Annotated in this window: 21 protein-coding genes; 11 read left to right on the forward strand and 10 right to left on the reverse strand. The window is 61.2% G+C overall.

Features of this window, described 5'->3' with window-relative positions; translation table 11 throughout:
* Positions 1-172: 172 nt before the first annotated feature.
* On the forward strand, positions 173-886 hold the full coding sequence (locus ACX80E_RS16160; protein WP_459303075.1) for an NUDIX hydrolase: 714 nt from the start codon (positions 173-175) through the stop codon (positions 884-886).
* Positions 887-917: 31 nt separating this feature from the next.
* The gene (locus ACX80E_RS16165) at positions 918-1136 is read left to right on the forward strand and encodes a PLDc N-terminal domain-containing protein (RefSeq protein WP_459303077.1); all 219 of its coding nucleotides are present in this window, start codon (positions 918-920) and stop codon (positions 1134-1136) included.
* Positions 1137-1189: 53 nt separating this feature from the next.
* On the opposite strand, the gene ACX80E_RS16170 is transcribed toward ACX80E_RS16165, so the two are convergent.
* Complete coding sequence (locus tag ACX80E_RS16170) at positions 1190-2185, reverse strand: malate dehydrogenase (protein WP_459303078.1); 996 nt, start codon at positions 2183-2185, stop codon at positions 1190-1192.
* Positions 2186-2304: 119 nt separating this feature from the next.
* Between ACX80E_RS16170 and ACX80E_RS16175 the strand changes: the two genes are divergently transcribed.
* Complete coding sequence (locus tag ACX80E_RS16175) at positions 2305-2463, forward strand: hypothetical protein (protein WP_459303079.1); 159 nt, start codon at positions 2305-2307, stop codon at positions 2461-2463.
* A 265-nt stretch (positions 2464-2728) separates the two neighbouring features.
* On the opposite strand, the gene ACX80E_RS16180 is transcribed toward ACX80E_RS16175, so the two are convergent.
* Positions 2729-3358, reverse strand: a complete 630-nt coding sequence (locus tag ACX80E_RS16180; RefSeq protein WP_459303080.1) for a malonic semialdehyde reductase — start codon at positions 3356-3358, stop codon at positions 2729-2731.
* 40 nt (positions 3359-3398) lie between these two features.
* Positions 3399-3524: a hypothetical protein gene (locus ACX80E_RS16185; protein WP_459303081.1), complete on the reverse strand. Its 126-nt coding sequence runs from the start codon at positions 3522-3524 to the stop codon at positions 3399-3401.
* A 38-nt stretch (positions 3525-3562) separates the two neighbouring features.
* Here ACX80E_RS16185 and ACX80E_RS16190 point away from each other — a divergent pair, with 38 nt between their 5' ends.
* Positions 3563-4849 (forward strand): ATP-binding protein, encoded by a 1287-nt coding sequence (locus ACX80E_RS16190; RefSeq protein WP_459303082.1) that lies wholly within the window; start codon positions 3563-3565, stop codon positions 4847-4849.
* A gap of 51 nt (positions 4850-4900) precedes the next feature.
* Here the strand turns inward: ACX80E_RS16190 and corA are convergent, their stop codons facing one another.
* The 3 genes from corA to ACX80E_RS16205 form a co-directional block, all read right to left on the reverse strand.
* Positions 4901-5896 (reverse strand): magnesium/cobalt transporter CorA, encoded by a 996-nt coding sequence (gene corA / locus ACX80E_RS16195; protein ID WP_459303083.1) that lies wholly within the window; start codon positions 5894-5896, stop codon positions 4901-4903.
* A gap of 86 nt (positions 5897-5982) precedes the next feature.
* A complete protein-coding gene (locus ACX80E_RS16200; protein WP_459303085.1) occupies positions 5983-6498 on the reverse strand; it encodes an Lrp/AsnC family transcriptional regulator in 516 nt (171 codons plus the stop codon).
* Between the two features lie 140 nt (positions 6499-6638).
* Positions 6639-7661 (reverse strand): nitronate monooxygenase, encoded by a 1023-nt coding sequence (locus tag ACX80E_RS16205; RefSeq protein WP_459303086.1) that lies wholly within the window; start codon positions 7659-7661, stop codon positions 6639-6641.
* Between the two features lie 17 nt (positions 7662-7678).
* Between ACX80E_RS16205 and ACX80E_RS16210 the strand changes: the two genes are divergently transcribed.
* On the forward strand, positions 7679-8590 hold the full coding sequence (locus ACX80E_RS16210) for an N-acetylglucosamine kinase (RefSeq protein WP_459303087.1): 912 nt from the start codon (positions 7679-7681) through the stop codon (positions 8588-8590).
* Between the two features lie 96 nt (positions 8591-8686).
* Here ACX80E_RS16210 and ACX80E_RS16215 read toward each other — a convergent pair whose 3' ends face one another.
* Positions 8687-9709: a LacI family DNA-binding transcriptional regulator gene (locus ACX80E_RS16215; protein WP_459303088.1), complete on the reverse strand. Its 1023-nt coding sequence runs from the start codon at positions 9707-9709 to the stop codon at positions 8687-8689.
* Between the two features lie 211 nt (positions 9710-9920).
* Here ACX80E_RS16215 and ACX80E_RS16220 point away from each other — a divergent pair, with 211 nt between their 5' ends.
* The 4 genes from ACX80E_RS16220 (at position 9921) to ACX80E_RS16235 (ending at position 14993) form a co-directional block, all read left to right on the forward strand.
* Complete coding sequence (locus ACX80E_RS16220; protein WP_459303089.1) at positions 9921-11846, forward strand: glycoside hydrolase family 35 protein; 1926 nt, start codon at positions 9921-9923, stop codon at positions 11844-11846.
* A 27-nt stretch (positions 11847-11873) separates the two neighbouring features.
* Entirely contained in the window at positions 11874-12839 is a 966-nt protein-coding gene (locus tag ACX80E_RS16225) for an ABC transporter substrate-binding protein (RefSeq protein ID WP_459303091.1), read from the forward strand.
* Between the two features lie 67 nt (positions 12840-12906).
* On the forward strand, positions 12907-14124 hold the full coding sequence (locus tag ACX80E_RS16230; RefSeq protein ID WP_459303092.1) for a pyridoxal phosphate-dependent aminotransferase: 1218 nt from the start codon (positions 12907-12909) through the stop codon (positions 14122-14124).
* 14 nt (positions 14125-14138) lie between these two features.
* Entirely contained in the window at positions 14139-14993 is an 855-nt protein-coding gene (locus tag ACX80E_RS16235; RefSeq protein WP_459303093.1) for a polyphosphate kinase 2 family protein, read from the forward strand.
* An 88-nt stretch (positions 14994-15081) separates the two neighbouring features.
* Here ACX80E_RS16235 and ACX80E_RS16240 read toward each other — a convergent pair whose 3' ends face one another.
* Both ACX80E_RS16240 and xseA read right to left on the reverse strand, forming a co-directional pair.
* Positions 15082-15309, reverse strand: a complete 228-nt coding sequence (locus ACX80E_RS16240) for an exodeoxyribonuclease VII small subunit (RefSeq protein ID WP_459303094.1) — start codon at positions 15307-15309, stop codon at positions 15082-15084.
* Positions 15306-16598, reverse strand: coding sequence for an exodeoxyribonuclease VII large subunit (gene xseA / locus ACX80E_RS16245; protein ID WP_459303095.1), 1293 nt, complete (start codon positions 16596-16598; stop codon positions 15306-15308). Before xseA ends, ACX80E_RS16240 begins: the two co-directional genes overlap by 4 nt.
* 166 nt (positions 16599-16764) lie before the next feature.
* Between xseA and ACX80E_RS16250 the strand changes: the two genes are divergently transcribed.
* Entirely contained in the window at positions 16765-17598 is an 834-nt protein-coding gene (locus tag ACX80E_RS16250) for a hypothetical protein (protein WP_459303097.1), read from the forward strand.
* Positions 17599-17608: 10 nt separating this feature from the next.
* The gene (locus tag ACX80E_RS16255; protein ID WP_459303098.1) at positions 17609-18685 is read left to right on the forward strand and encodes a 4-hydroxy-3-methylbut-2-enyl diphosphate reductase; all 1077 of its coding nucleotides are present in this window, start codon (positions 17609-17611) and stop codon (positions 18683-18685) included.
* A gap of 21 nt (positions 18686-18706) precedes the next feature.
* Here the strand turns inward: ACX80E_RS16255 and ACX80E_RS16260 are convergent, their stop codons facing one another.
* Positions 18707-19903 (reverse strand): DNA recombination protein RmuC, encoded by a 1197-nt coding sequence (locus tag ACX80E_RS16260; protein ID WP_459303099.1) that lies wholly within the window; start codon positions 19901-19903, stop codon positions 18707-18709.
* Between the last annotated feature and the right edge of the window lie 163 nt (positions 19904-20066).

The following is a 20066-nucleotide window of genomic DNA, read 5'->3' on the forward strand; positions in this document are numbered from 1 at the left end:
AGGCCCGGCCGTGCTTGTTGCGGGGTGGTGGATAGGGGGGGCGGGGGCAACCGCGCCCCCCCCCCCCCCCCCCCACCACGGAAAGCCCTTTCCCGCTAGAGTCCGGGGAATCAGTTTTTTGTGGTCGCAGGGAGGGCAGCAGGTGGGGAGGGTGTGGGGATAGGCTGTCCCCATGGAAACAGACGCGCCGCTTGCCCCGTTGGAGGATGCCTGCACCATTGTTGTTGTGCGCGACGGCCACGCGGGCCTCGAGGTCTTGATGCTTGAGCGCCCGGGCAATAGCAGGGCTTTTGGCGGCGCCTGGGTTTTCCCGGGCGGAAAGGTGGATCCGGCGGACCGGGTGAACGCCGACGGTGGCAGGCGCGATGACTTTGCCGCCGCCCAGGCGGCGGGACTTCGAGAATTGGCCGAGGAAACCGGGCAGCAGCTCTCGGTGGATGACTTGGTGTGGCTGGCCCAGTGGACACCCATGCAGCGCATCCCGAGACGGTTTAGGACCTGGTTCCTGTTGGCCGCTGCCGCCTCGGACAAGGTTGTGTTGAATCGTGAGGAGCATCAGCGGTACTCGTGGATGGCTCCGGCCGAGGCTCTGCACGCGCACGCCGCCAAGGAGATGATGCTGGTGCCGCCCACCTGGGTCACTTTGCATCATTTGGCGCGGATGGAATCGGTGGCTCAAGCGCTGGAGCAAAGCAGGCAGGCGGCACCGTTCGTCTACGAGACTCAGCTGTTGCTGCCCGAGCCGGGGGTTCAGCCCGCAGGCGGCGGTCCGGCTGCTCTTTTGTGGGCAGGAGACGAGGCTTACCCTGGTTCCAAGGCTCCCGCCGGTGCCAGGCATAGGCTGGTCATGACCGGGTTGCCTTGGGTTTTTGAACGTACAGTATGAGCACCACTCGAGGGAGAAAGCAGGAGCCATCATGGCCACCAAAAAGCACTGGAAAGACCTGAGCAAGCCAGCCAAATGTGCCATCATGCTCGGAGCCGGGGTTCAAATTGCCTTGCAGGTGGCTGCCCTGCGCGACCTCGCCAAAAGAACCCCGGCGCAAGTCAACGGTGCGAAGGGGAAGTGGGTGGCGGCGTCGTTCATTAACTTTTTTGGCCCTATTGCCTACTTCCTCAAGGGCCGGAAAGACTAGGAACGGGCGGGGCGCTGAAGCGGACGTAGGCTTCGGGCGCCAAGCCGCCGTCGTTAGAGCAAGCCCAGTTCAGTAACGGCGTCGCGCTCGGACTCAAGCTCAGCCACTGAGGCATCGATGCGGGTGCGGGAGAACTCACTGATCTCGAGATGGGGCACAATGGTATAGTCACCGTTGGCGGTGGTGACAGGGAAGGAACTCACCAGCCCTGCTGGCACGCCGTAGGAGCCGTCGGAGGGCACCGCCATGGAGGTCCAGTCACCTTCGGGCGTGCCCTGGACCCATAAGCGCATGTGTTCCAGCGCAGCATTTGCCGCTGAGGCGGCGGAGGAGCCGCCGCGCACCGAAATGATCTCCGCACCGCGCTTGGCCACGCGGGGGATGTACTCAGCTGCCAGCCACTGCCGCTCCACCAGTTCGCCGGCGGGTCGACCGGAGACGGTGGCATGGCTAATATCCGGGTATTGGGTGGCCGAATGGTTGCCCCAAATGGCCAATTTCTTAATTTCACTGACCGGGGCACCGGTTTTGGCTGAAAGCTGGGCCAGGGCCCTGTCGTGATCCAAACGCGTCATGGCCGTGAACCGCGACGCTGGGATGTCCTTGGCGTGCGAGGCCGCAATCAAGGCGTTCGTGTTGGCAGGATTGCCCACCACCACAACCTTGAGATCATCCGCTGCACCGGCGTTGAGAGCCTTGCCCTGAACCGAGAAAATGCCGCCATTGGCGCTGAGCAGATCCGCCCTCTCCATTCCCGGGCCGCGCGGCCGCGCACCCACCAGCATGGCGATGTTGGCGCCGTCGAACGCCTTGAACGGGTCATCGAAGACTTCCAGCCCGGCCACCAGCGGGAAGGCACAGTCCATGAGTTCCAGGACGGTGCCCTCAGCAGCTTGGGCGGCTTGCGGGATCTCCAAGAGGTTCAGTTTAACCGGAACGTCCGGGCCCAGCATGGCGCCCGAGGCAATCCGGAACAGCAGCGCATAACCGATCTGACCTGCAGCGCCGGTGACAGTAATAGTGACGGGCGCGGAAGCATGTGCGTTCATGGGGAAAGTCTAACCACACCGCGGTACGCGAGCAGAAAAAATCCTCACAAGGCGGCGCCACTCGCCTATGCTGAACATGGATGTGACGGGCCCAACCCTTCAACAAGGAGCGCGCAAGAATGCCACAGTGGCTAGTGTTCGCCGTGATCGCCCTTGTGTGGGCCGTGGCCGTCATCATGATCGTCGTGTTCATGATGGGTGCCTCCCGCGGGCGTCGCAAACAACGCGAGATCGTAACAGCCGCTGCAGAAAAGCGCCTGGCCGCCAAGGACAACTGAGGATTCATTGGCGGGCGCAGCTATGAGCCTGTTAGTTCCTTTGGGCGGTGCTGCTGCTGGTTGCCTGGGGCCGGATGGGTACACCGTGTCGGCGCTAGGGAGAGAAAGTCTGAAAAAGCGTTAAGCGATTCTCGCCGGTAGGGCCGTCCGCCCCTGCCGGTAAGCGTTGGTGCACGCGAAAACGCGCTGCCCGGCGTAAAAAACGAGGACAGCGCGTCAGCTGATAACGCGAACCTAATTTGTCCCGAAGGACTGAAAGCAACTTTTACAACGTTACTGTGGCGAGCTCAAATTCCAGGCGGTGGAGGCGTTCGCGGTCAACAATGCCGTTGGGCTTGCCCAGGTTAACGACCATGAAGGACGTGAAGGGGGAGTCGGCGTTGAACTCGGCGTCCACTCCGGCGGCGTCGAATCCTGTCATGGGGCCTGCGGCCAAACCGGCGGCACGGGCTGCAACCACAAAGTAGCCAGCCTGCAGGTGCGCATTGTTCGCCGCCATGGCATTGCGGGTCTCCACCTTTGATTCAAACATGGGGACCATCCCGGCCAGGTGCGGCGCCGTGGTGGGGAGCAGCTGGTGCCACTCATTGGTGTAGCTCAAAACAGCCACCATGGGAGCTTTGAGCGTCTTGGCCTTGTTGCCGTCACTCATGTGGGCAACCAAACGCTCACGGGCTTCGGTGGAACGGATCCAGGAAATGCGCAGCGGCTGGATGTTCATTGCCGTGGGGCCCATCCTTGTCAGGGCGTAAACGGCCTGCAGGGTCTCATCGGTGATTTCTTCATCAGCCCAGCTATTGGCTGTGCGGGCCTCCAGGAACAGTGCCGCCGCGGCGTCCGCGTCAAGGATGAGTTCGTTGTTCAGGTCCAGTTCGGGGGCGAGGTGAATGCTCATGGGTCCAACTTTCTTAGCGGTGAAGAGTGTTCTCTGAGGTCTACAGCGTCCAGTTGCCGCGGATTGTTTCCAACGTGGCTGTGACGTCAGGCACGCCGAGCGTTTCCGGGCCCGCGCGGAAATGCGGAACGGCGTAGATTTCCGTGTGAGCCAGCCACTGTGCCATGATGCAAACATTGGCTAACGCAAAGGAGCGGCAGTTACATGACGGCATGGACTATTCGTGATTTTCATTCACAAGACGTTGAAGGCGTTCTTGCGTTGTGGCAATCGCTGCGTGAGAACGGCGTAGATCCTGTCTACGATCTTTCCGAGGTGCTGGCCTCCTGTGAAAAGGACCATGCCGTAGTCGCCGTGCAGGGCGATCAAATCATTGGCGCGGCGGTGGGGCGCGCCGCCCATGATCAAGGCTGGATAGTTTTTCTCGCCACGTTGCCCGTGTTCCGTGGCCGCGGAATCGGCACCTTGCTGCTCGCTTCTGTGGAAAACCGCATGGCCGCCCATGGCCTGAACAAGCTTTCCGCCCTCATGCCTGAAACGGAAACCCGAGTGGAAGCCTTCCGCAATAGGGGCTTCGTGGTGAAAAAGAACCTGCGCTATTTTGAACGACGCATCCCCGTCCAGCGGGCAGAGCGAGGCGCGCTGGAGGAACTCGGCGGCAGGCTGTTGCCCCGTGACCTCTGGGACCGCGTCGCTGGCATGGTGGACGAGAAGGAGCTTCTTGAGCGGCGCCTCGTTCTTCCCCTGGCGGAGTCGGACCTGGCTGAGGAGTTCGGGGTTGTGCCGCCCCGGGCCGTGGTACTTTTTGGTCCCCCCGGAACAGGCAAAACCACGTTTGCCAAGGCCATCGCCTCACGCCTGGAGTGGCCCTTCGTTGAAGTCTTTCCGTCCCGGCTGGCAGGTTCCCCCGGCGGTTTGGCCGGGGCATTGCGCCAGACCTTTTTGGAGATCGCCGAGTTGGAGCATGTAGTGGTCTTCATCGATGAGGTCGAGGAGATTGCCTCCCAGCGTTCGGGGGAGCCGCCGTCGCCCATGCAAGGGGTCACTAATGAGCTGCTGAAGATCATTCCGGCGTTCCGTGACCAGCCCGGCCGGCTGCTGGTGTGCGCCACGAACTTCATCCGGTCACTGGATTCGGCGTTTCTGCGCCACGGACGCTTTGACTACGTCATCCCCATTGGCCTGCCTGACGACGAAGCCCGTACGGCCATGTGGCACCGTTTCATTCCCGTGCACGTGGTGGAGCATATTGATGTTCAGGCATTGGTGCGGGCCAGTGGTGGGTTCTCTCCGGCTGATATTGAGTTTGCTGCCCGCAGCGCCTCGCAGCGTGCCTTGGAAAAGGCAGTGTTCGACGACGTCGCCGCCGCCGCGCGCCGTGGTCCCGTGACGGCCGATTACTTGGACACGATTGCCGAGACCAAAGCCACTGTCAGTGATGCCGTGGCTGCCGACTTCCTGGAGGATATTGCCGCGTTGTCGCGGACCTGAGCGTCCCTGCCGGCGACAGGGGTAGCCCGTCAGCAAACGTCCGCACTGAGGCTAGAGCCAGGTCTTCTTCTTGAAGACGATGTACATGCTCAGGCCCACCAGGAACATCATGGCCAGGGCGAAGGGGTACCCCAACCTCCAGTCGAGTTCCGGCATGAAATCAAAGTTCATGCCATAAATGCCTGCCACAAATGACGGGGCGAACAAGATGGCCGCCCAGGATGAAATCTTCTTGATTTCCTCATTTTGGGCGGCACTGGCCTCGTTCTGGCGGTTGGTGGTCAGGGTGCCGTCAACTGTCAGTGCGTTTTGCAACAGCTGACGGAACGAATCCGCTTTTGCCGTGACCGATTCCACGTGATCCTGCACGTCGCGCAGGTAGCGTTGCAGCTCAACGTTAACGTGGTACTTCTCAAAGCCGCCCTTGAGGAGGTCCAGCATTTCACTCAACGGATGGATGGCCCGCTGGAATTGGATGACTTCACGGGACAGTTGGTAAATGCGGCGGGACACGGTGGGATCGCCGGCGAACAACTGGTCCTCGATCTCATCAATGTCATTTTCCAGACCGCTGATGACCGGCTGGTAGTCGTCAACCACTTGGTCCATGATGGCGTACAGGACAGCTTCCGGTCCCAGCGCCAACAACTCTGGATCTGCCTCAAGCCGGGTGCGGGTGGAGGCGAGCCCCGGTGTCTCGGCATGGCGAATAGTCACCACAAAGTCTTTGCCGGTGAAGATGTGCAGTTCGCCAAACTCTACGGCTTCGGTTTCATCGATGTACTTGGCCGGTCGAAGCACAGTGAACAGGACGTCGTCGTACCTCTCCAACTTCGGACGTTGGTGGGCCATGATGGTGTCCTCGACGGCGAGTTCGTGCAGTGAAAACTCTGTGGCGAGAGACGTCATCTCATCTGCGTCGGGACGGTACATGCCAATCCAGGCCATCCCGTTGCACGACGCCATGAGCTCGTAAGTCTGATCAAGGCTGGTGGGGGCCGCGTAGCGCCGGCCGTTGACGTATACGGCGTTGTCAATGATGGTCACTTGCCCATTATGGGTCAGAATTGCCGCAAAGAGTTGCAGCCGCCCCGGCAGGACCAACGATCCAGCCCGGCGTGGTCCGGCAATGTCTAGTCCAGTGGCCCGGTATGGCCCGGAATGTGCTTGAACACGAGAGTTGTTTCGGTATGACCCACCACCGGATCGGTGGTCAGGTTGTCCAGCACCCAGTCACGCAGCGCATCCGTATCACGTACCGCAATATGGAGGAGGTAGTCCACCGAACCTGAGGTGTGAAAGGTGGACAAAACCTCAGGCAACAGGGGGACCCGTGCCGTGAAGGTGTCGATCTGGTCCCTGTCGTGGGCGCGCAAACGCACGGCGATGAGGGCTTGGACCGCGCGGCCAATGGAGGCAAGGTTCAGCTTCGCCTCAAATCCTTCAATGGCGCCGCGTTCCATCAGGGCTCGCGTGCGCATCAAAGCCGTTGAGGGGGCAATCCCCACGGCGTCGGCCAGGTCCCTGTTGGTGATGCGGGCGTCGGCCACCAGCGTGTCAATAATCGTACGATCCACGGCGTCCAGCGGCTCGGCCCCGAGGTGCCCATGAGACTGATCTCGCCGAATGTGCTTCGGAACTGTTGCCATGGGATCCTCCAGGGGATAGGGAACGCACTGAAAATCTGCCGGATGGCATTCTTTAGTTCGTCATTCTAACAAATTATCGAATAACTGACCTATTTGCTAGTAACTTCTTGAATGCGGCAGCTACGATTCCCGCCTTAGAGTCATTGCAGGAATCCCTTGACCACTGCTGCTGCGGGACCGTCCTGAGCCGATTTCCAGCCGGTGCCGGCCCACAGATTCAGGCCTTGCGGGTCATTGGCCGCCGCTGCACCGGCTCGCAGTGGGGCCGTCAGGAAGTGGACCTCCGGATATGCGTTGGGCGCATCCGCCGAGTAGCTGCGCACAAAGTCATTGACCAGTGCCCGTGCCGGTTTTCCCGTAAACGCGCGCGTCATTTCAGTGCTGGCGTACATCGGGTCCGCGAGTGCATCCTTGTGCACGGCCCTCGCGCCGCTTTCCTCCGTGCGCAACAACGCAGTACCCACTGACACGGCCACTGCCCCGGCGCGCAGAACTTCCTTTGCCTGACCCGCAGTGGAGACACCCCCGGCACCAACGAGCGGCAGCGACACTGCAGCCCGGACAGTGGCAATCAGCTCAACAAGCGAACCCTGAAAAACTTCCCCGCACTCCAGAAAAGCTGCTGTGTGGCCGCCGGCATTGGAGTGTTGGACCACCAAGGCGTCCACACCACTCTGCGCGGCAGCCAGCGCCTCGGGCACACAAGTCACGGAGGCAACCACCCTGGAACCAACTTTGTGCAGCGCAGACACCACACGGGTGGGGGCCAGACCAAAGGTAAAACTCACCACGGGGACAGGATCAGCCAAGAGCAGAGCCACCTTCTCATCACAATAGTCCTGCCCCCTGGGATCAGTCCAGGCGGGCGAAATATCTGGCAGCTGCGCGTTGTAGCGCTCTGCCGTTGGCGCCAGTCTCGCCGCATAACGTCTCAATGCTGTTGCCTGTTTGGACGTCAGTGCGTCAGCGCGGGGAACGAAGAGGTTGACACCAAAGTCAAGGCCGGTGGCCCGCAAGGGGGCTATCTGCGCGGCAAGTTGTTCCGCTGTCCTATAACCACCGGCGAGGAAGGCAAACGCACCGGCACCTTGGGCAGCCAAGGCGAGCGACGTCGTCGTACTTCCTCCGGCCATGGGGGCGGCAATCAAAGGCGAGGTGAACATGCCATTAGTCTAGGTGTGTGAATCACAACATACAGAACCTGGACAATGCCCCCGCCTGCTATGTGGGCCTGGACATTGGCGGCTCGAAAACCCGCGGCATCGTATGGCGAGACGGTGTCATTGCCGCTGATTTTAGCGTGGGCAGCACAAACGTCCAGAACGTGAGCGCCGAGACGGCCCGCGCCAACATGGCAGAGCTGTTCGGGCTTCTGGACGTCAGCAGTGCCACCGAAGTGCTGGCAGGTGCTGGAGGGGTTGACACCGACGACGACGCCGTGGCCCTCCGCGATTTGATCGCCGAGTTCGTGCCGGGGGCGCAGGTGCGCGTTGTTCATGACACCCGGTTGCTGCTCGCGGCGGCCGGTGCAACGCAAGGAGTTGCCGTGATTGCCGGAACAGGGTCGGCTGCCTGGGGTGTCAATGCTGCGGGTGAACAGGCGCGGGCCGGCGGGTGGGGGTATTTGTTGGGCGATGAAGGCAGTGGCTACTGGTTGGGTCGTGAGGCCGTGCGCTACAGCCTGCACAGGATGGATGTGGGTGAGCCCGTTGATGGTTTGACGGCCGGACTGTTGGATTATTGCCGGCTCACCGAACCTCAGGAACTGATTGCCCACTTCCATCAGGGCACCACTCGGCGCTACTGGGCTGCAGCGTCCCCGGTGATTTTTGCTTCTGCCCAGCAAGGACACTCGTACGCACAGGGCCTGGTGGACCTAGCAGCCCAGGATCTGGCGGCCATGGCCAGCCAAGTTGCCCGGCAGCTGAACATTGCCGGTCCTATTGTGCTGGGCAGCGGCCTGGGCAGCAATGTTCCCGCGCTGCAGGATGCGTTCAGGGCCCACCTGGCTGTTGCCGGGCTGGACGATGTTCACCTCTTGGCTCAGGACCCCATTTTTGGCATCCCGCTTCTGGTGGCCAACCCGGGCTAGCGGCACGTTGGCGCCACCAGCGCGCCGAGGTTGCCGGTTGGCGTCGAGACAGACCGTTGTAGTGGTCGGTTTCGACGCGGACCGGCTACCTCGGCGCTATTTGGCTGGTGGCGGGGGAGCCGTGCTGCCGCGAACAATGAGTGTCGGGGCCACAAGATCGGAGGCGTCGTCCAAGGTGGGGTTGGCAATTTGAGCCACCAGACGTTGCACAGCGCGGCGGCCTGTTTCCTCGAAGGACTGACGGATTGTTGTCAGCGGCGGGTTCGAGAACGCGGCCAAGTCAATGTCATCGATGCCCACCACCGAAATGTCCTCCGGGATGCGCCTGCCCAATTCGGTGAGGGCCCGGATAACACCGAATGCCATTTCGTCGCTGGCCACTAGAATGGCTGTAACCTCCGGCATGCGGCCCAGAATAAGCCCATTGCGGTAGCCGGATTCCGGGCTCCAGTCGCCATGGAGTTCGGGGGGCACCTGGCAACCGGCCTCCTGCAGAGTCCGCCGCCAGCTGCCCAAACGGCTCGCGGCGTCGGACCACTCCACCGGACCGGCCACATGCCATACGGTCTTGTGGCCAAGGTCCAGCAGGTGTTTCGTGGCCAGAACCGCCGCAATGTCTTGATCAACACCCACCATGCGGTCACCCATATTGGATGATCCGTCAGTGTTGACGGTGGGAATGCGGGAGGTAATCTTGCTGACCTTCTCGGCGGCCTCCTGGAGCGGGGCGGCGATAATAATGCCGTCCACGCCCTGATGCACCAGCCGGCTGACAGCATCTGTGAGGGCTTGGACGCTCAGGCTTGAGGTTACGGAATTCACCGTGTACCCGGCCTCGCGGGCGCCGAGTTCAACGCCCAGCGCCAACGATGAGCGTGAGTAGTTGTTGGTGGCCAAGGTCAAAACGCCAATGGTCTTGGACTGGCCTGTCACCAACGCCCGGGCAGTGTTGTTGCGGCGGTAACCTAGCTCGTCCACCATGGCCAAAACGCGTCGGCGCGTGCTTTCTTGCACGTTCGGGTGGTCGTTGAGCACGCGGGAGACGGTCTGTGCTGAAACACCAGCGGCGGAGGCAACATCCCGCATTGCTGGACCGCGGCTGAACTGGGAGGCCGTCATGTGATTCCTTTGGCTGGTTCGGATAGGTCCGCAAGGGTGGGGCATCCAGGAAGTGAGTCTGAACGCCAGTCTAATTGTTTACTTGTAACACGCTGTGAATTCGTCCGATTCAGGCGGGTCATCAACTTTTGGCGGTAGGGTTAAGGAGGGACTTGTTATCCATAACAGAATCTCCATCTTTTCAGCTGTGAAACTAGTATCAGGAGTTTAGTTGTCAACGATCGTGACCGTGTCGGGTGCCCCGGCCAGCAAGACGCCCGTGCCCGCCGAGTCATCGGAAGAACTAGCTGTGGCCCCGGCCCTGACTTACCAGGATCGCAAGCTCTTCAAGAACGGCCAGCCGCATAGGATTATTGCCGGCGCCATCCACTACTTCAGGATTCACCCCGATCAGTGGCAGGACAGGATTGACCGCCTGGTCGCCATGGGCGTCAACACCCTTGATACGTACATCGCCTGGAACTTCCATCAGCCCTACGCCGACGGTGCCCCCGATTTTACCGGCTGGAAGGACGTTGCCCGCTTCATCACCTTGGCCGGGGATGCCGGTCTTGACGTGATTGTGCGCCCCGGACCGTACATCTGTGCGGAGTGGGACAATGGCGGGTTCCCGTCCTGGGCCATCTCGCACCCTGACATGGTGCTGCGCTCCTCGGACCCGCTGTTCACCAGCGTGGTGGCGGAATGGTTTGACGCGCTCCTGCCCGTCATTGCCCCGCTTCAGGCGTGCCATGGCGGCCCCGTGGTTGCTGTTCAGATCGAGAATGAATACGGCAGCTACGGCGACGATAAGGAATACCTGCGCTGGAATCGCAAGGCCCTGAAAGAGCGGGGGATTACAGAAATCCTCTTTACGGCCGACGGCGGCACGGACTACTTCTTGGACGGCGGCGCCCTGCCGGATACGTGGGCGACGGCGACACTTGGCTCCCGCGGTGACGAAGCCGATGCGATCTGGGAACGCCGGCGCCCCCGTGAGCCGTTCTTTAATGTTGAGTTTTGGAACGGCTGGTTTGACCACTGGGGCGAGACCCACCACACGCGTGCCGGGGTTGAAGCGGCGGCAGAAGTCAAAAAGATCCTCGATAGTGGCGGCTCTGTTTGCTTGTACATGGCTCACGGCGGAACCAACTTTGGTCTGGGGTCCGGGGCCAACCATGATGGGGCCATCCAGCCGACCATCACCAGTTACGACTCCGACGCCCCGATTGCCGAGGACGGGCGTTTGACGCAGAAGTTCCACGCCATGCGCGAGGCGTTCTTTGCGGCATCGGGGCGGGAGCTGACACCGGTTCCCGCCCACCTGATCCGGCCCTCAGTTGTTGTTCCTGCCCGTACCTTGGCGTTGACTCGCGGCACAGCATTGTTGGATTTTGCCGGTGCCACCACGCCGGTGCCCAGCATCAAGCCCCTGTCGTTTGAAAAGCTGGGCCTGGACCGCGGCCTGGTGCACTACAGCGCCAAGGCAGTTCTTCCCTCCGGCGAGGCCACCATCAAGATCCGCGAGCTCCACGACAGGGCTTATGTGTGGGTCGATGGTGTTTATGCAGGTGTTCTGACGGACGCCAACGGCGCAGCAGGCCTCAAAGTCACCACGGCCGGCGGGTTGGCCCAGCTGGAAATTCTGGTGGAAAACCAAGGACGCATCAACTATGGTCCGTGCTTTGGCCAGGGCAAGGGCATCTTGGATGGTGTCCTGATCAACCAGCGCTACGTTTTCCATTGGGAGCAGCGGCCCATCAACGTGGAGAAACCGCTCGCGGAGCTTCTGCAAATGGGTGCTACCCAGGACTTCCCGGACGGTCCCGAGAGCCCCAACCTTGCCGGAACAGCTGCGGCACCGGCCGACCTCGGTGCCGGCTACTACCACGGTGAATTGCGCGTAGACGAGCCTGCTGACGCCTATTTGGCGCTGCCAAGTTTCGGCAAGGGCATGGTGTGGATCAACGGTTTCCTGTTGGGCCGTTATTGGGAGATTGGTCCGCAGGTAACCTTGTATGTCCCCGGCCCGCTCCTGAAATCCGGTGTCAACACGGTCACTGTGCTTGAACTGGAGCACGGTGGAACCCACGCTGAACTCCACGAAGAGCCCAAGTTGGGTGCTGAGGGAGTAACGTATGTGGAGGATTTGAGCTAACTGGGAATCGTATTCAAAGGGGACGGTATGGCGCTGCGTCAAGTTCTTTCTGGCGCCTGCGCCGTGGCATTGCTGCTGGGTGCGCTCACAGCATGCACGCCCGAGCCCATTGTGAGCATACCCAGCGGCTCGCAGTCGCCCGGTGCCGTCTCCCTTGTGGTGGGGACCCCGCAGGTGCCCGACGGCGTGAATCCGCGGGAGGGTGCCTTGCTGGCCCAGGTTTACGCCGTAGCGCTCAACGCCGCAGGCGTAAAAGCAAAGGTCAAGGACGTCGCCGAAAATCCTGGCACGCTGGTGTCCAATCTGCAGCGCGGCAGTGTCGATGTTGTCCCGGCCTACTCCCGCGAAGCTTTGAGTGAGGTGGCGCCCACTGCCGAGGCGCAGGGAACCGGGGACGTCTTGGAATCCCTGAAAACCTCGCTCCCGGCGGAGGTTCGCCCCCTGGACGCGTCCAAGGCAGAGGTCCTTGACGCGGTGGTGGTCACTGCTGTTACGGCGCAAAAGTACCAACTCAAAAGCATCGGCGACCTCGGTAAAACCTGCAGGCAGCTGACAATGGGCGGATCGGCAGCCTTTAAGACTCACAGCCGCGGCCTGGCGGGCCTGGGCAGTGACTACAACTGCGTACCCAAGGCGTACCTCCCGCTCGCCGCAGACGAGCAACCCAGCAAGGACTCAGTGGTGTGGTCGCTTTTGAGTGACGAGATTCAAGTGGCCGAACTTCACGTCTCCTCGCCCGCCATCGAGGACAATTCACTGGTGGTGCTCACGGACCCCAAGCAGCTGTTCTTGGCGCAGAACATTGTGCCGCTGGTGGCGGAGAAGAGAGTCCCTGCACAGGTGCAAGGCGTGATGAACAAGGTCAGCGCAGCCCTCACAACCCAGGAATTGAGCAACCTCAACCGCTTGTCTCAGGACAACCAGTATGGCGCGTTGGCGGATGTTGCTTCGGCCTGGCTGGTTCAGCAGGGACTCGTCAAGGCCAGTTCTTAGCCATTGGACCGTGCCGCTGGGCACGTCTTGGAAACAAACGTTGCACACCATGTGCCATATTTGTGTCATGGCAGAATTTACTCAGTCCACCAAGCTTCACAACGTGCTGTACGACATCCGCGGTCCGCTGCTGCAAAAGGCGCAGCAGATGGAGGCCGAAGGTCACCGCATCTTGAAGCTCAACATCGGCAATCCGGCGCCCTTCGGTTTTGAAGCCCCCGACGCCATCTTGGTGGACATGATCCGCCACCTGCCCCACGCCCAGGGCTACACAGACTCCCGCGGCATCTTTTCGGCACGCACAGCCGTGGTTCAGTACTACCAAACACGCGGCATCCAAAACATCCACGTGGACGACGTGTACCTAGGCAACGGCGTCAGCGAGCTCATCACCTTGTCCCTGATGGCCCTGCTCAACAATGGTGATGAGGTGCTGATCCCCACCCCCGACTACCCGTTGTGGACGGCCTCCGTCAGCCTCGCCGGTGGACGCCCCGTGCACTACCTCTGCGATGAGGACAACGAATGGTGGCCTGACCTTGAGGACATTGCGGCGAAGATTACGCCCAAAACCAAGGGCCTAGTTGTCATCAACCCCAACAATCCCACCGGTGCCGTGTACCCCAAGCACATTGTGCAGGGCATGGTTGATCTGGCCCGCAAGCATGACCTGGTGGTGTTCTCCGATGAGATCTACGAAAAGATCCTCTTCGACGATGCCGAGCACATCAACACGGCCACGATCACCGGCGAAGACGTGCTGTGCATGACGTTCAGTGGCCTGTCCAAGGCGTACAGGATCTGCGGTTACCGCTCCGGCTGGTTGGCTATTTCAGGTCCAAAGGCCGATGCTGCAGACTATCTGGAGGGCATTAACCTGCTCGCCAATATGCGCCTGTGCGCCAATGCCCCCGGCCAGCACGCCATCCAAACAGCCTTGGGCGGGCATCAAAGCATTGAGGACTTGATCCTGCCCGGTGGGCGTCTACGCGAACAACGCGATCTTGCCTACAAGCTGCTCAACGAGATTCCCGGGGTCAGCACCAACCAGGCTAAGGGCGCGCTGTACCTGTTCCCCAAGCTTGACCCCGAGGTGTATCCGATCAAAAACGACGAGAAATTCGCCTTGGATCTGCTGGAATCACAAAAGATCCTCATTTCTCACGGCACTGCCTTCAACTGGGTTCGTCCCGATCATTTCCGTCTCGTTACCTTGCCCAACGTCCTTGACCTCGAAGAAGCCATCGGGCGGATTGCAGAATTTCTGAGCACGTACAAACCCTAAGGAAAGGCTCCACAGTGTCACTACCGCTTGGTTTTACCTCTCAACCGGCCGAGCTTTTCCGCGTGGGCAAGGGCTTTTCCTTGGCTGCGCAACCCACCGATGCGGCGCCTGGTTTTGACGGCAAGAAGGACGACGGCGTAGCGACCTTGGCCGCGCGGGGGCCCGTTCTGGCCGGTCTTCAGGAACAACTTTTTGCTGAAAGCCGCTTTGGCGGAAAGAAGTCGGTGCTGCTGGTCTTGCAGGCCATGGACACGGCCGGCAAGGGCGGCATCGTGGGTCGTGTTGTGGGGGCAGTGGATCCGCAAGGGGTGAAACTGACAACGTTCAAGGCACCCACCGAGGAAGAAAAGGCGCACGATTTTTTGTGGCGTGTGCGCCCCGCAACTCCGGAGCCTGGCCTGCTTGGCGTTTTTGACAGGTCCCACTATGAGGACGTGCTGATTCATCGGGTTCATGGTTGGGCCGATGAGGCAGAACTTGATCGCCGGTACGCTGCCATCAACGAGTTTGAGGCAGAACTCGCAGACGCCGGCACCACCATTGTTAAGATCATGCTGAATCTGGGGCGCGATGAGCAACTTGCGCGGCTCTCAGCACGTTTGCACGATCCCACCAAGTATTGGAAGTACAGCCCCACGGATTTGGACGAGCGCGCATTTTGGCCCGACTACATGGACGCGTACCAACGTGTCTTCGAGCGCACCAGCACAGAGCAGGCGCCGTGGTACGTGGTGCCGGCCGATAAGAAGTGGTACGCACGCATGGCCGTTCAGGAAATTCTTATCAAGGCCATGGGCGGGATGGACTTGCACTGGCCGGCCGGCGACTACGATTTAGCACACGAAAGGTCCCGGCTGGCAGGCGCCTAACGGGTCAGTGTGACTGACGCTTTCCGCTTCTGGCCCGGCGGCGGTGCCAACTCCGGCACGCTGCTACCGCACTGGTTGCTGTGCTGGTTTAGTCAGCGGCGGCCCGAGCGGCGTCAAGGCGAGCCTTGGCACCCTCAAGCCATTCCTCGCAGCGTTTGGCCAAAGCCTCGCCTCGTTCCCAGAGGGCTAGGGAGTCTTCCAGACTGGAACTTCCAGCCTCAAGCTGGTTGACCACTGTCATCAATTGTTCCCGAGCTTGTTCATAACTGAGGGCAGAAACGTCATCGTTGGGGTTCGTGGCTTTGGCGGGGCTCATGCGGATTCCTTTGCTGTGGTGTCTGTTGTGACTGTGGACGCTGCGCTGTCAGAAGCCGTGCCAGCGGCGGTAAAGTCTCCGCCCGCAACCCGGATCCGCAGGTGAGTGCCGGTGCGGACTTGCCGGGGCTGACGGACAATGGTGGTGTCCTCCAACTGGACTACCGCGTACCCGCGATCAAGGGTCTTTTGCGGTGACAGCGCCCGCACTTGGGCCCGCAGATGCGTCAGCCGATCTGCATGGCGCCCCACCTGGGTTCGCACAGCTGTCAGGGCCCGCGCGCTCAAGGCCGTGACGTCGTCGTACTTGGTGGAAAGCATCAACGCGGGGTTGGCCAGCACGGGGCGGGAACGCAGAAAGGCCAGCCGCTCAGTTTCCCGGTCCAAAAGATCATTGATTCGGCGGTTGAGCTGCGTGCGGGCCTGATCCACCCTCCGCAGTTCATCGCCAACATCGGGGACTATGCGCTTGGCGGCGTCGGTGGGGGTGGAGGCGCGGAGATCGGCCACCTCGTCCAGCAGTGGGCGGTCGGCTTCGTGGCCGATGGCGCTGACCACGGGAGTTTGCGCAGCGGACACGGCACGCACCAACGATTCATGGCTGAACGCCAACAAATCCTCCAAGGACCCGCCGCCGCGGGCAATCACGATCACATCGATGCGCGGATCGGCGTCGAGCTCGGCCAGGGCGCCGATGACGGCCGAGACAGCATTGACGCCCTGGACTGCCACCTCACGGATTTCAAACTCCACGGCCGGCCAACGCAGCGAAGCGTTGCGCACAACATCGTTCATGGCATCGGAGTTGCGTCCCGTAATGAGCCCTATCCTGTGGGGCAGCAAGGGCAGTGGCTTTTTGCGCCGGGTGTCAAAGAGACCCTCGGCGGCCAACGCTTGGCGTAGTTTCTCAATGCGGGCCAGTAGATCGCCCAAACCGACGGGGCGGATGTCCTGCCCCTGCATGGACAAACGGCCCGTTTTGAGCCAAAAGTCGGGTTTGAGCTGCGCCACCACCCGGGATCCGCGCTCCAACGGTGCCTCCAGGCGGCTCAACACAGAACCCCAGAGGGTGACGCTCAAGGAGACTTCGGCATCAATGTCACGCAACGTGAGGTAGCTGACATTGGCGCGTTGATTCAATTCGATGATCTGCGCCTCAACCCATGCCGGCGGGGCCTTTTCGATGTGCGCCTTGAGCTTTTGGCTGAGCAATTGCAACGGCCACGGATTGTCCGGGGACGTCTCCGCAGCGGTTGGTGCGATGACCTTGCGTTCAGGGGTTTCTGCCATGGCTTGAGCTCACCGTCCTTCACTAAGGGTGTCCAGCGTGGCCGTCGAGTACAGCCTAGAAATAACTCTAGCTTTCACCACCGACATCCACGCGCCACCATCCACAGGCATGCACTAGTGTGGAAAACTATTGTTGGATTCATTTTGTGGTTTGTAAGGACGGCACATGCGCACTGCGGGCTCGGCACTTTTGATCATTGTGGCCTTGTTGCTGGCATCAGTGGCAGGACCTGCTTGGTGGTTGCAGCGCAACGTTGTTGAGCAGGACGGGTTCGTGGCCATGGCCGGGCCGTTGGGCAGCAACAAGGAATTCCAAGACAGCCTTTCCACCCTGATCGCCGTCCAATCCACGGCGTCCTTGGACTTGCCGCCGCAATTGCAGGACCTTGCCGCTGCTGTGATCAACTCCACGGCGCGTGGGCTCTCTGCGGATCCGGGCTACGCACAGGCATGGACGGAAACCCTGGCCCGCAGTCACGCGTTGTCCTTCGCTTCAGCCGGCAACAAAGAAATCCAGGGGGACCTGCAACTCGATATTGCGCCCCTCGTGGCGATGGTGGGCGACCGCGTCAGTAAGGACATGGGCGCCACAGTACCCACGCCCAAGGACGTGGTGGTGAGCCTGGAACAGCCGCAGGCCGCAAGCCTTTTGCCCTTGGCGACCACGCTGGGTGGCTGGTCGGGCGGGATGGTGTTCGGCGCCGTCGGCCTCTTGGTGTTGGGCGTTATTGTGGCCCGACGCCGTTCCCTGACACTCATCCTCGCCGGTGTCGGGCTGGCCCTGGTGGCCCTGCTGTGGACGCTGGGCTCCGGCATTATGGAGGCCATCTTGGCCAACGTGTCCGTGGGGCCGGAGGCTGCCGCCCAGTTGGGGGCCCAGGTGGCCACGCTGGTTCGGGACAGCTGGCAGGGCGGAATTACGGCGATGTTCATTCTGGCCGCTGTGGTGGCGGTGGCTGGTGGCATATCTCTCATCATGGCGCCCAGACGCACCACGTAAGATGGTAGCCATGAGCACCACTGCCGTTTCCGTCCCCATGCCCGCCGTTCCGCGTCGTCGCAGGTCGCCCGAAGAGGTGGCTGCAGCAGCCCCCGTGACAGCCCCGAAGCGGGTGCTACTGGCGGCCCCGCGTGGCTACTGCGCAGGCGTTGACCGCGCAGTCATCGCCGTGGAGAAAGCATTGGAGCACTACGGCGCGCCGGTTTATGTGCGCAAACAAATCGTGCACAACGTTCACGTGGTGTCCTCCTTGGAGGCCCGGGGCGCCGTCTTCGTTGAAGAGAATGAAGAAGTTCCCGAGGGTGCGCTGGTGGTCTTTTCGGCGCACGGCGTCTCACCGGCCGTGGTCCAATCAGCCGAGGACCGTGGCCTGCGCACCATCGACGCCACCTGCCCCCTGGTCACCAAGGTGCACAAGGAAGCTGTTCGTTTCGCCAACGAGGACTACGACATTTTGCTTATTGGCCACGACGGCCATGAGGAAGTTGAAGGCACGGCAGGGGAGGCGCCCGAGCACATTCAAATTGTGAACGGCCCGCATGAGGTGGACAGGGTTACTGTGCGCGACCCGGAGAAAATCATTTGGCTCTCCCAAACCACGCTCAGCGTCGACGAGACCATGGAAACCGTGCGCCTGCTCAAGGACAGGTTCCCCACCTTGCAGGACCCGCCCAGCGATGACATTTGCTACGCCACCACCAACCGCCAGGTGGCCATCAAAAAGATCGCCCCTCAGGCTGAACTGGTGATTGTTGTGGGCTCGGCGAACTCATCGAACTCCGTGCGCCTTGTTGAAGTTGCGCTGGAATACGGTGCCACAGCCTCCTACCGCGTGGACTTTGCCAACGAGATCGACGAAACCTGGTTTGAAGGCGTGGCAAGTGTTGGTGTCACCAGCGGCGCCTCAGTTCCGGAAATTCTTGTCCAGGACGTGCTGCGTCTGTTGGCGGACTACGGGTACGGCTCTGTTGAGGAAGTTGTCACGGCCGAAGAGGACATTTTGTTCTCCCTGCCCAAGGAACTCCGGGCAACCCTCAAGGCTGCCGGCGATCCCAGCTACCGGCTCGGCGCCAAGAGCAACAGCTAGCGCCAGCCTGCTGGGCGCTGGTCAGCTTGCAGTTTTGAGCCCCGGTTCCCCGTTGAATTCTGGAGCCGTGAGCATGCGCGGGGTGCTTTCCACTTGGGCCGGCGAGTCAAGGGTTTTCGGGTCCATGGCATTGAGCTTGCGGGCCGTGGGAAGAACCCTAGCTTCCAGTGTGCCCACCAGCTTGTTGTACCTGTCCACGCTGGTTTTTAGTGAAACGCCCACGGCTGAAACCGCTTCTCCCATGGTGCCCAGGCGCGAGTAGAGCTGGGCCGAGAGCTCAAAGAGTTCCTTGGCACTTTCAGTGAGCACATCCTGCCGCCACGTGAAAGCCACAGACTTCAAGATGGCCAGCAAGGAGATGGGTGACGCCAGCACCACATTCTTGCTCATGGCGTAGTCCAAGAGTTCCGGATCGGCTATCAGTGCAGCGGACAGAATGGACTCCACGGGGACAAAACAAATCACCAATTCGGGGGAGTTCTTCGCCGAAGTCCAGTACTGCTTGCTGCCCAGGGCATCAATGTGGGCTTTGACCGCTTTGGCGTGGCGAGCCAAGTGTTGCTGGGTTTCGGCGCTGTCTGTGGTGCCGGCGTCGTGGGCGTTAAGGAAGGAAGTCAGCGGAACTTTGGCATCGAGGACCAACTCCTTGCCGCCGGGGAGCCGGACCACCATGTCGGGGCGGTGAACGCCGTCGTCGGTATTGGTGTGAACCTGCTCCTGGAAATCCACGTGGGCCAGCATCCCAGCGGCCTCCACCACCCGGCGCAACTGCACCTCGCCCCACTTGCCGCGGGTGCTATTGGAGCGCAACGCTGCAGCAAGGGATGAGGTGGTGGCCAACAACTTGGCGTCGGCATCCTTGGCGTCACGCAATTGCTCGGCGAGCTGGCCGTACTGTTCAACACGGTCCCGCTCCAGGAGAGCGACCTGGCGCTGCACGGCATTGAGTTTCTCCGAAACAGGGCCAAGGGCCTGCAAAACGTTGGAGTCCGATCCCTGCTGTGCCGCCAATGCGTGATTTTGCGAGGCCAAAAGCCTGCGTTCGGCGTCGGCCGCGGCAAAATTCGCGTTCAACTCTGCCGCGCGGCTGTGCGCAGCATCGGCTTCCTCGGAGGCGCCGCGCAGCCTGCCCAGCAGCAACCACGCCACCACGGCTGCACCGAGCACAACCCCTGCCAACAACATCAAAATAGCTACAAGCCAAGCGGTTCCATTCATGAAACCACTTTCGCACGAGCCTCTGACATTGTGCATCTCGGGTCCTGATTTACGCCAGGGGGGCGGGGGGGGGGGGGGGGGGGGGGGGGGGGGGGGGGGGGGGGGGGGGAAAAAAGAAAAAAGAATAGAGACACAAAAGATAAACAAAAAAAAAAAAAAAAAA

The sequence above is a fragment of the Arthrobacter sp. TMN-49 genome (genome assembly GCF_054511095.1).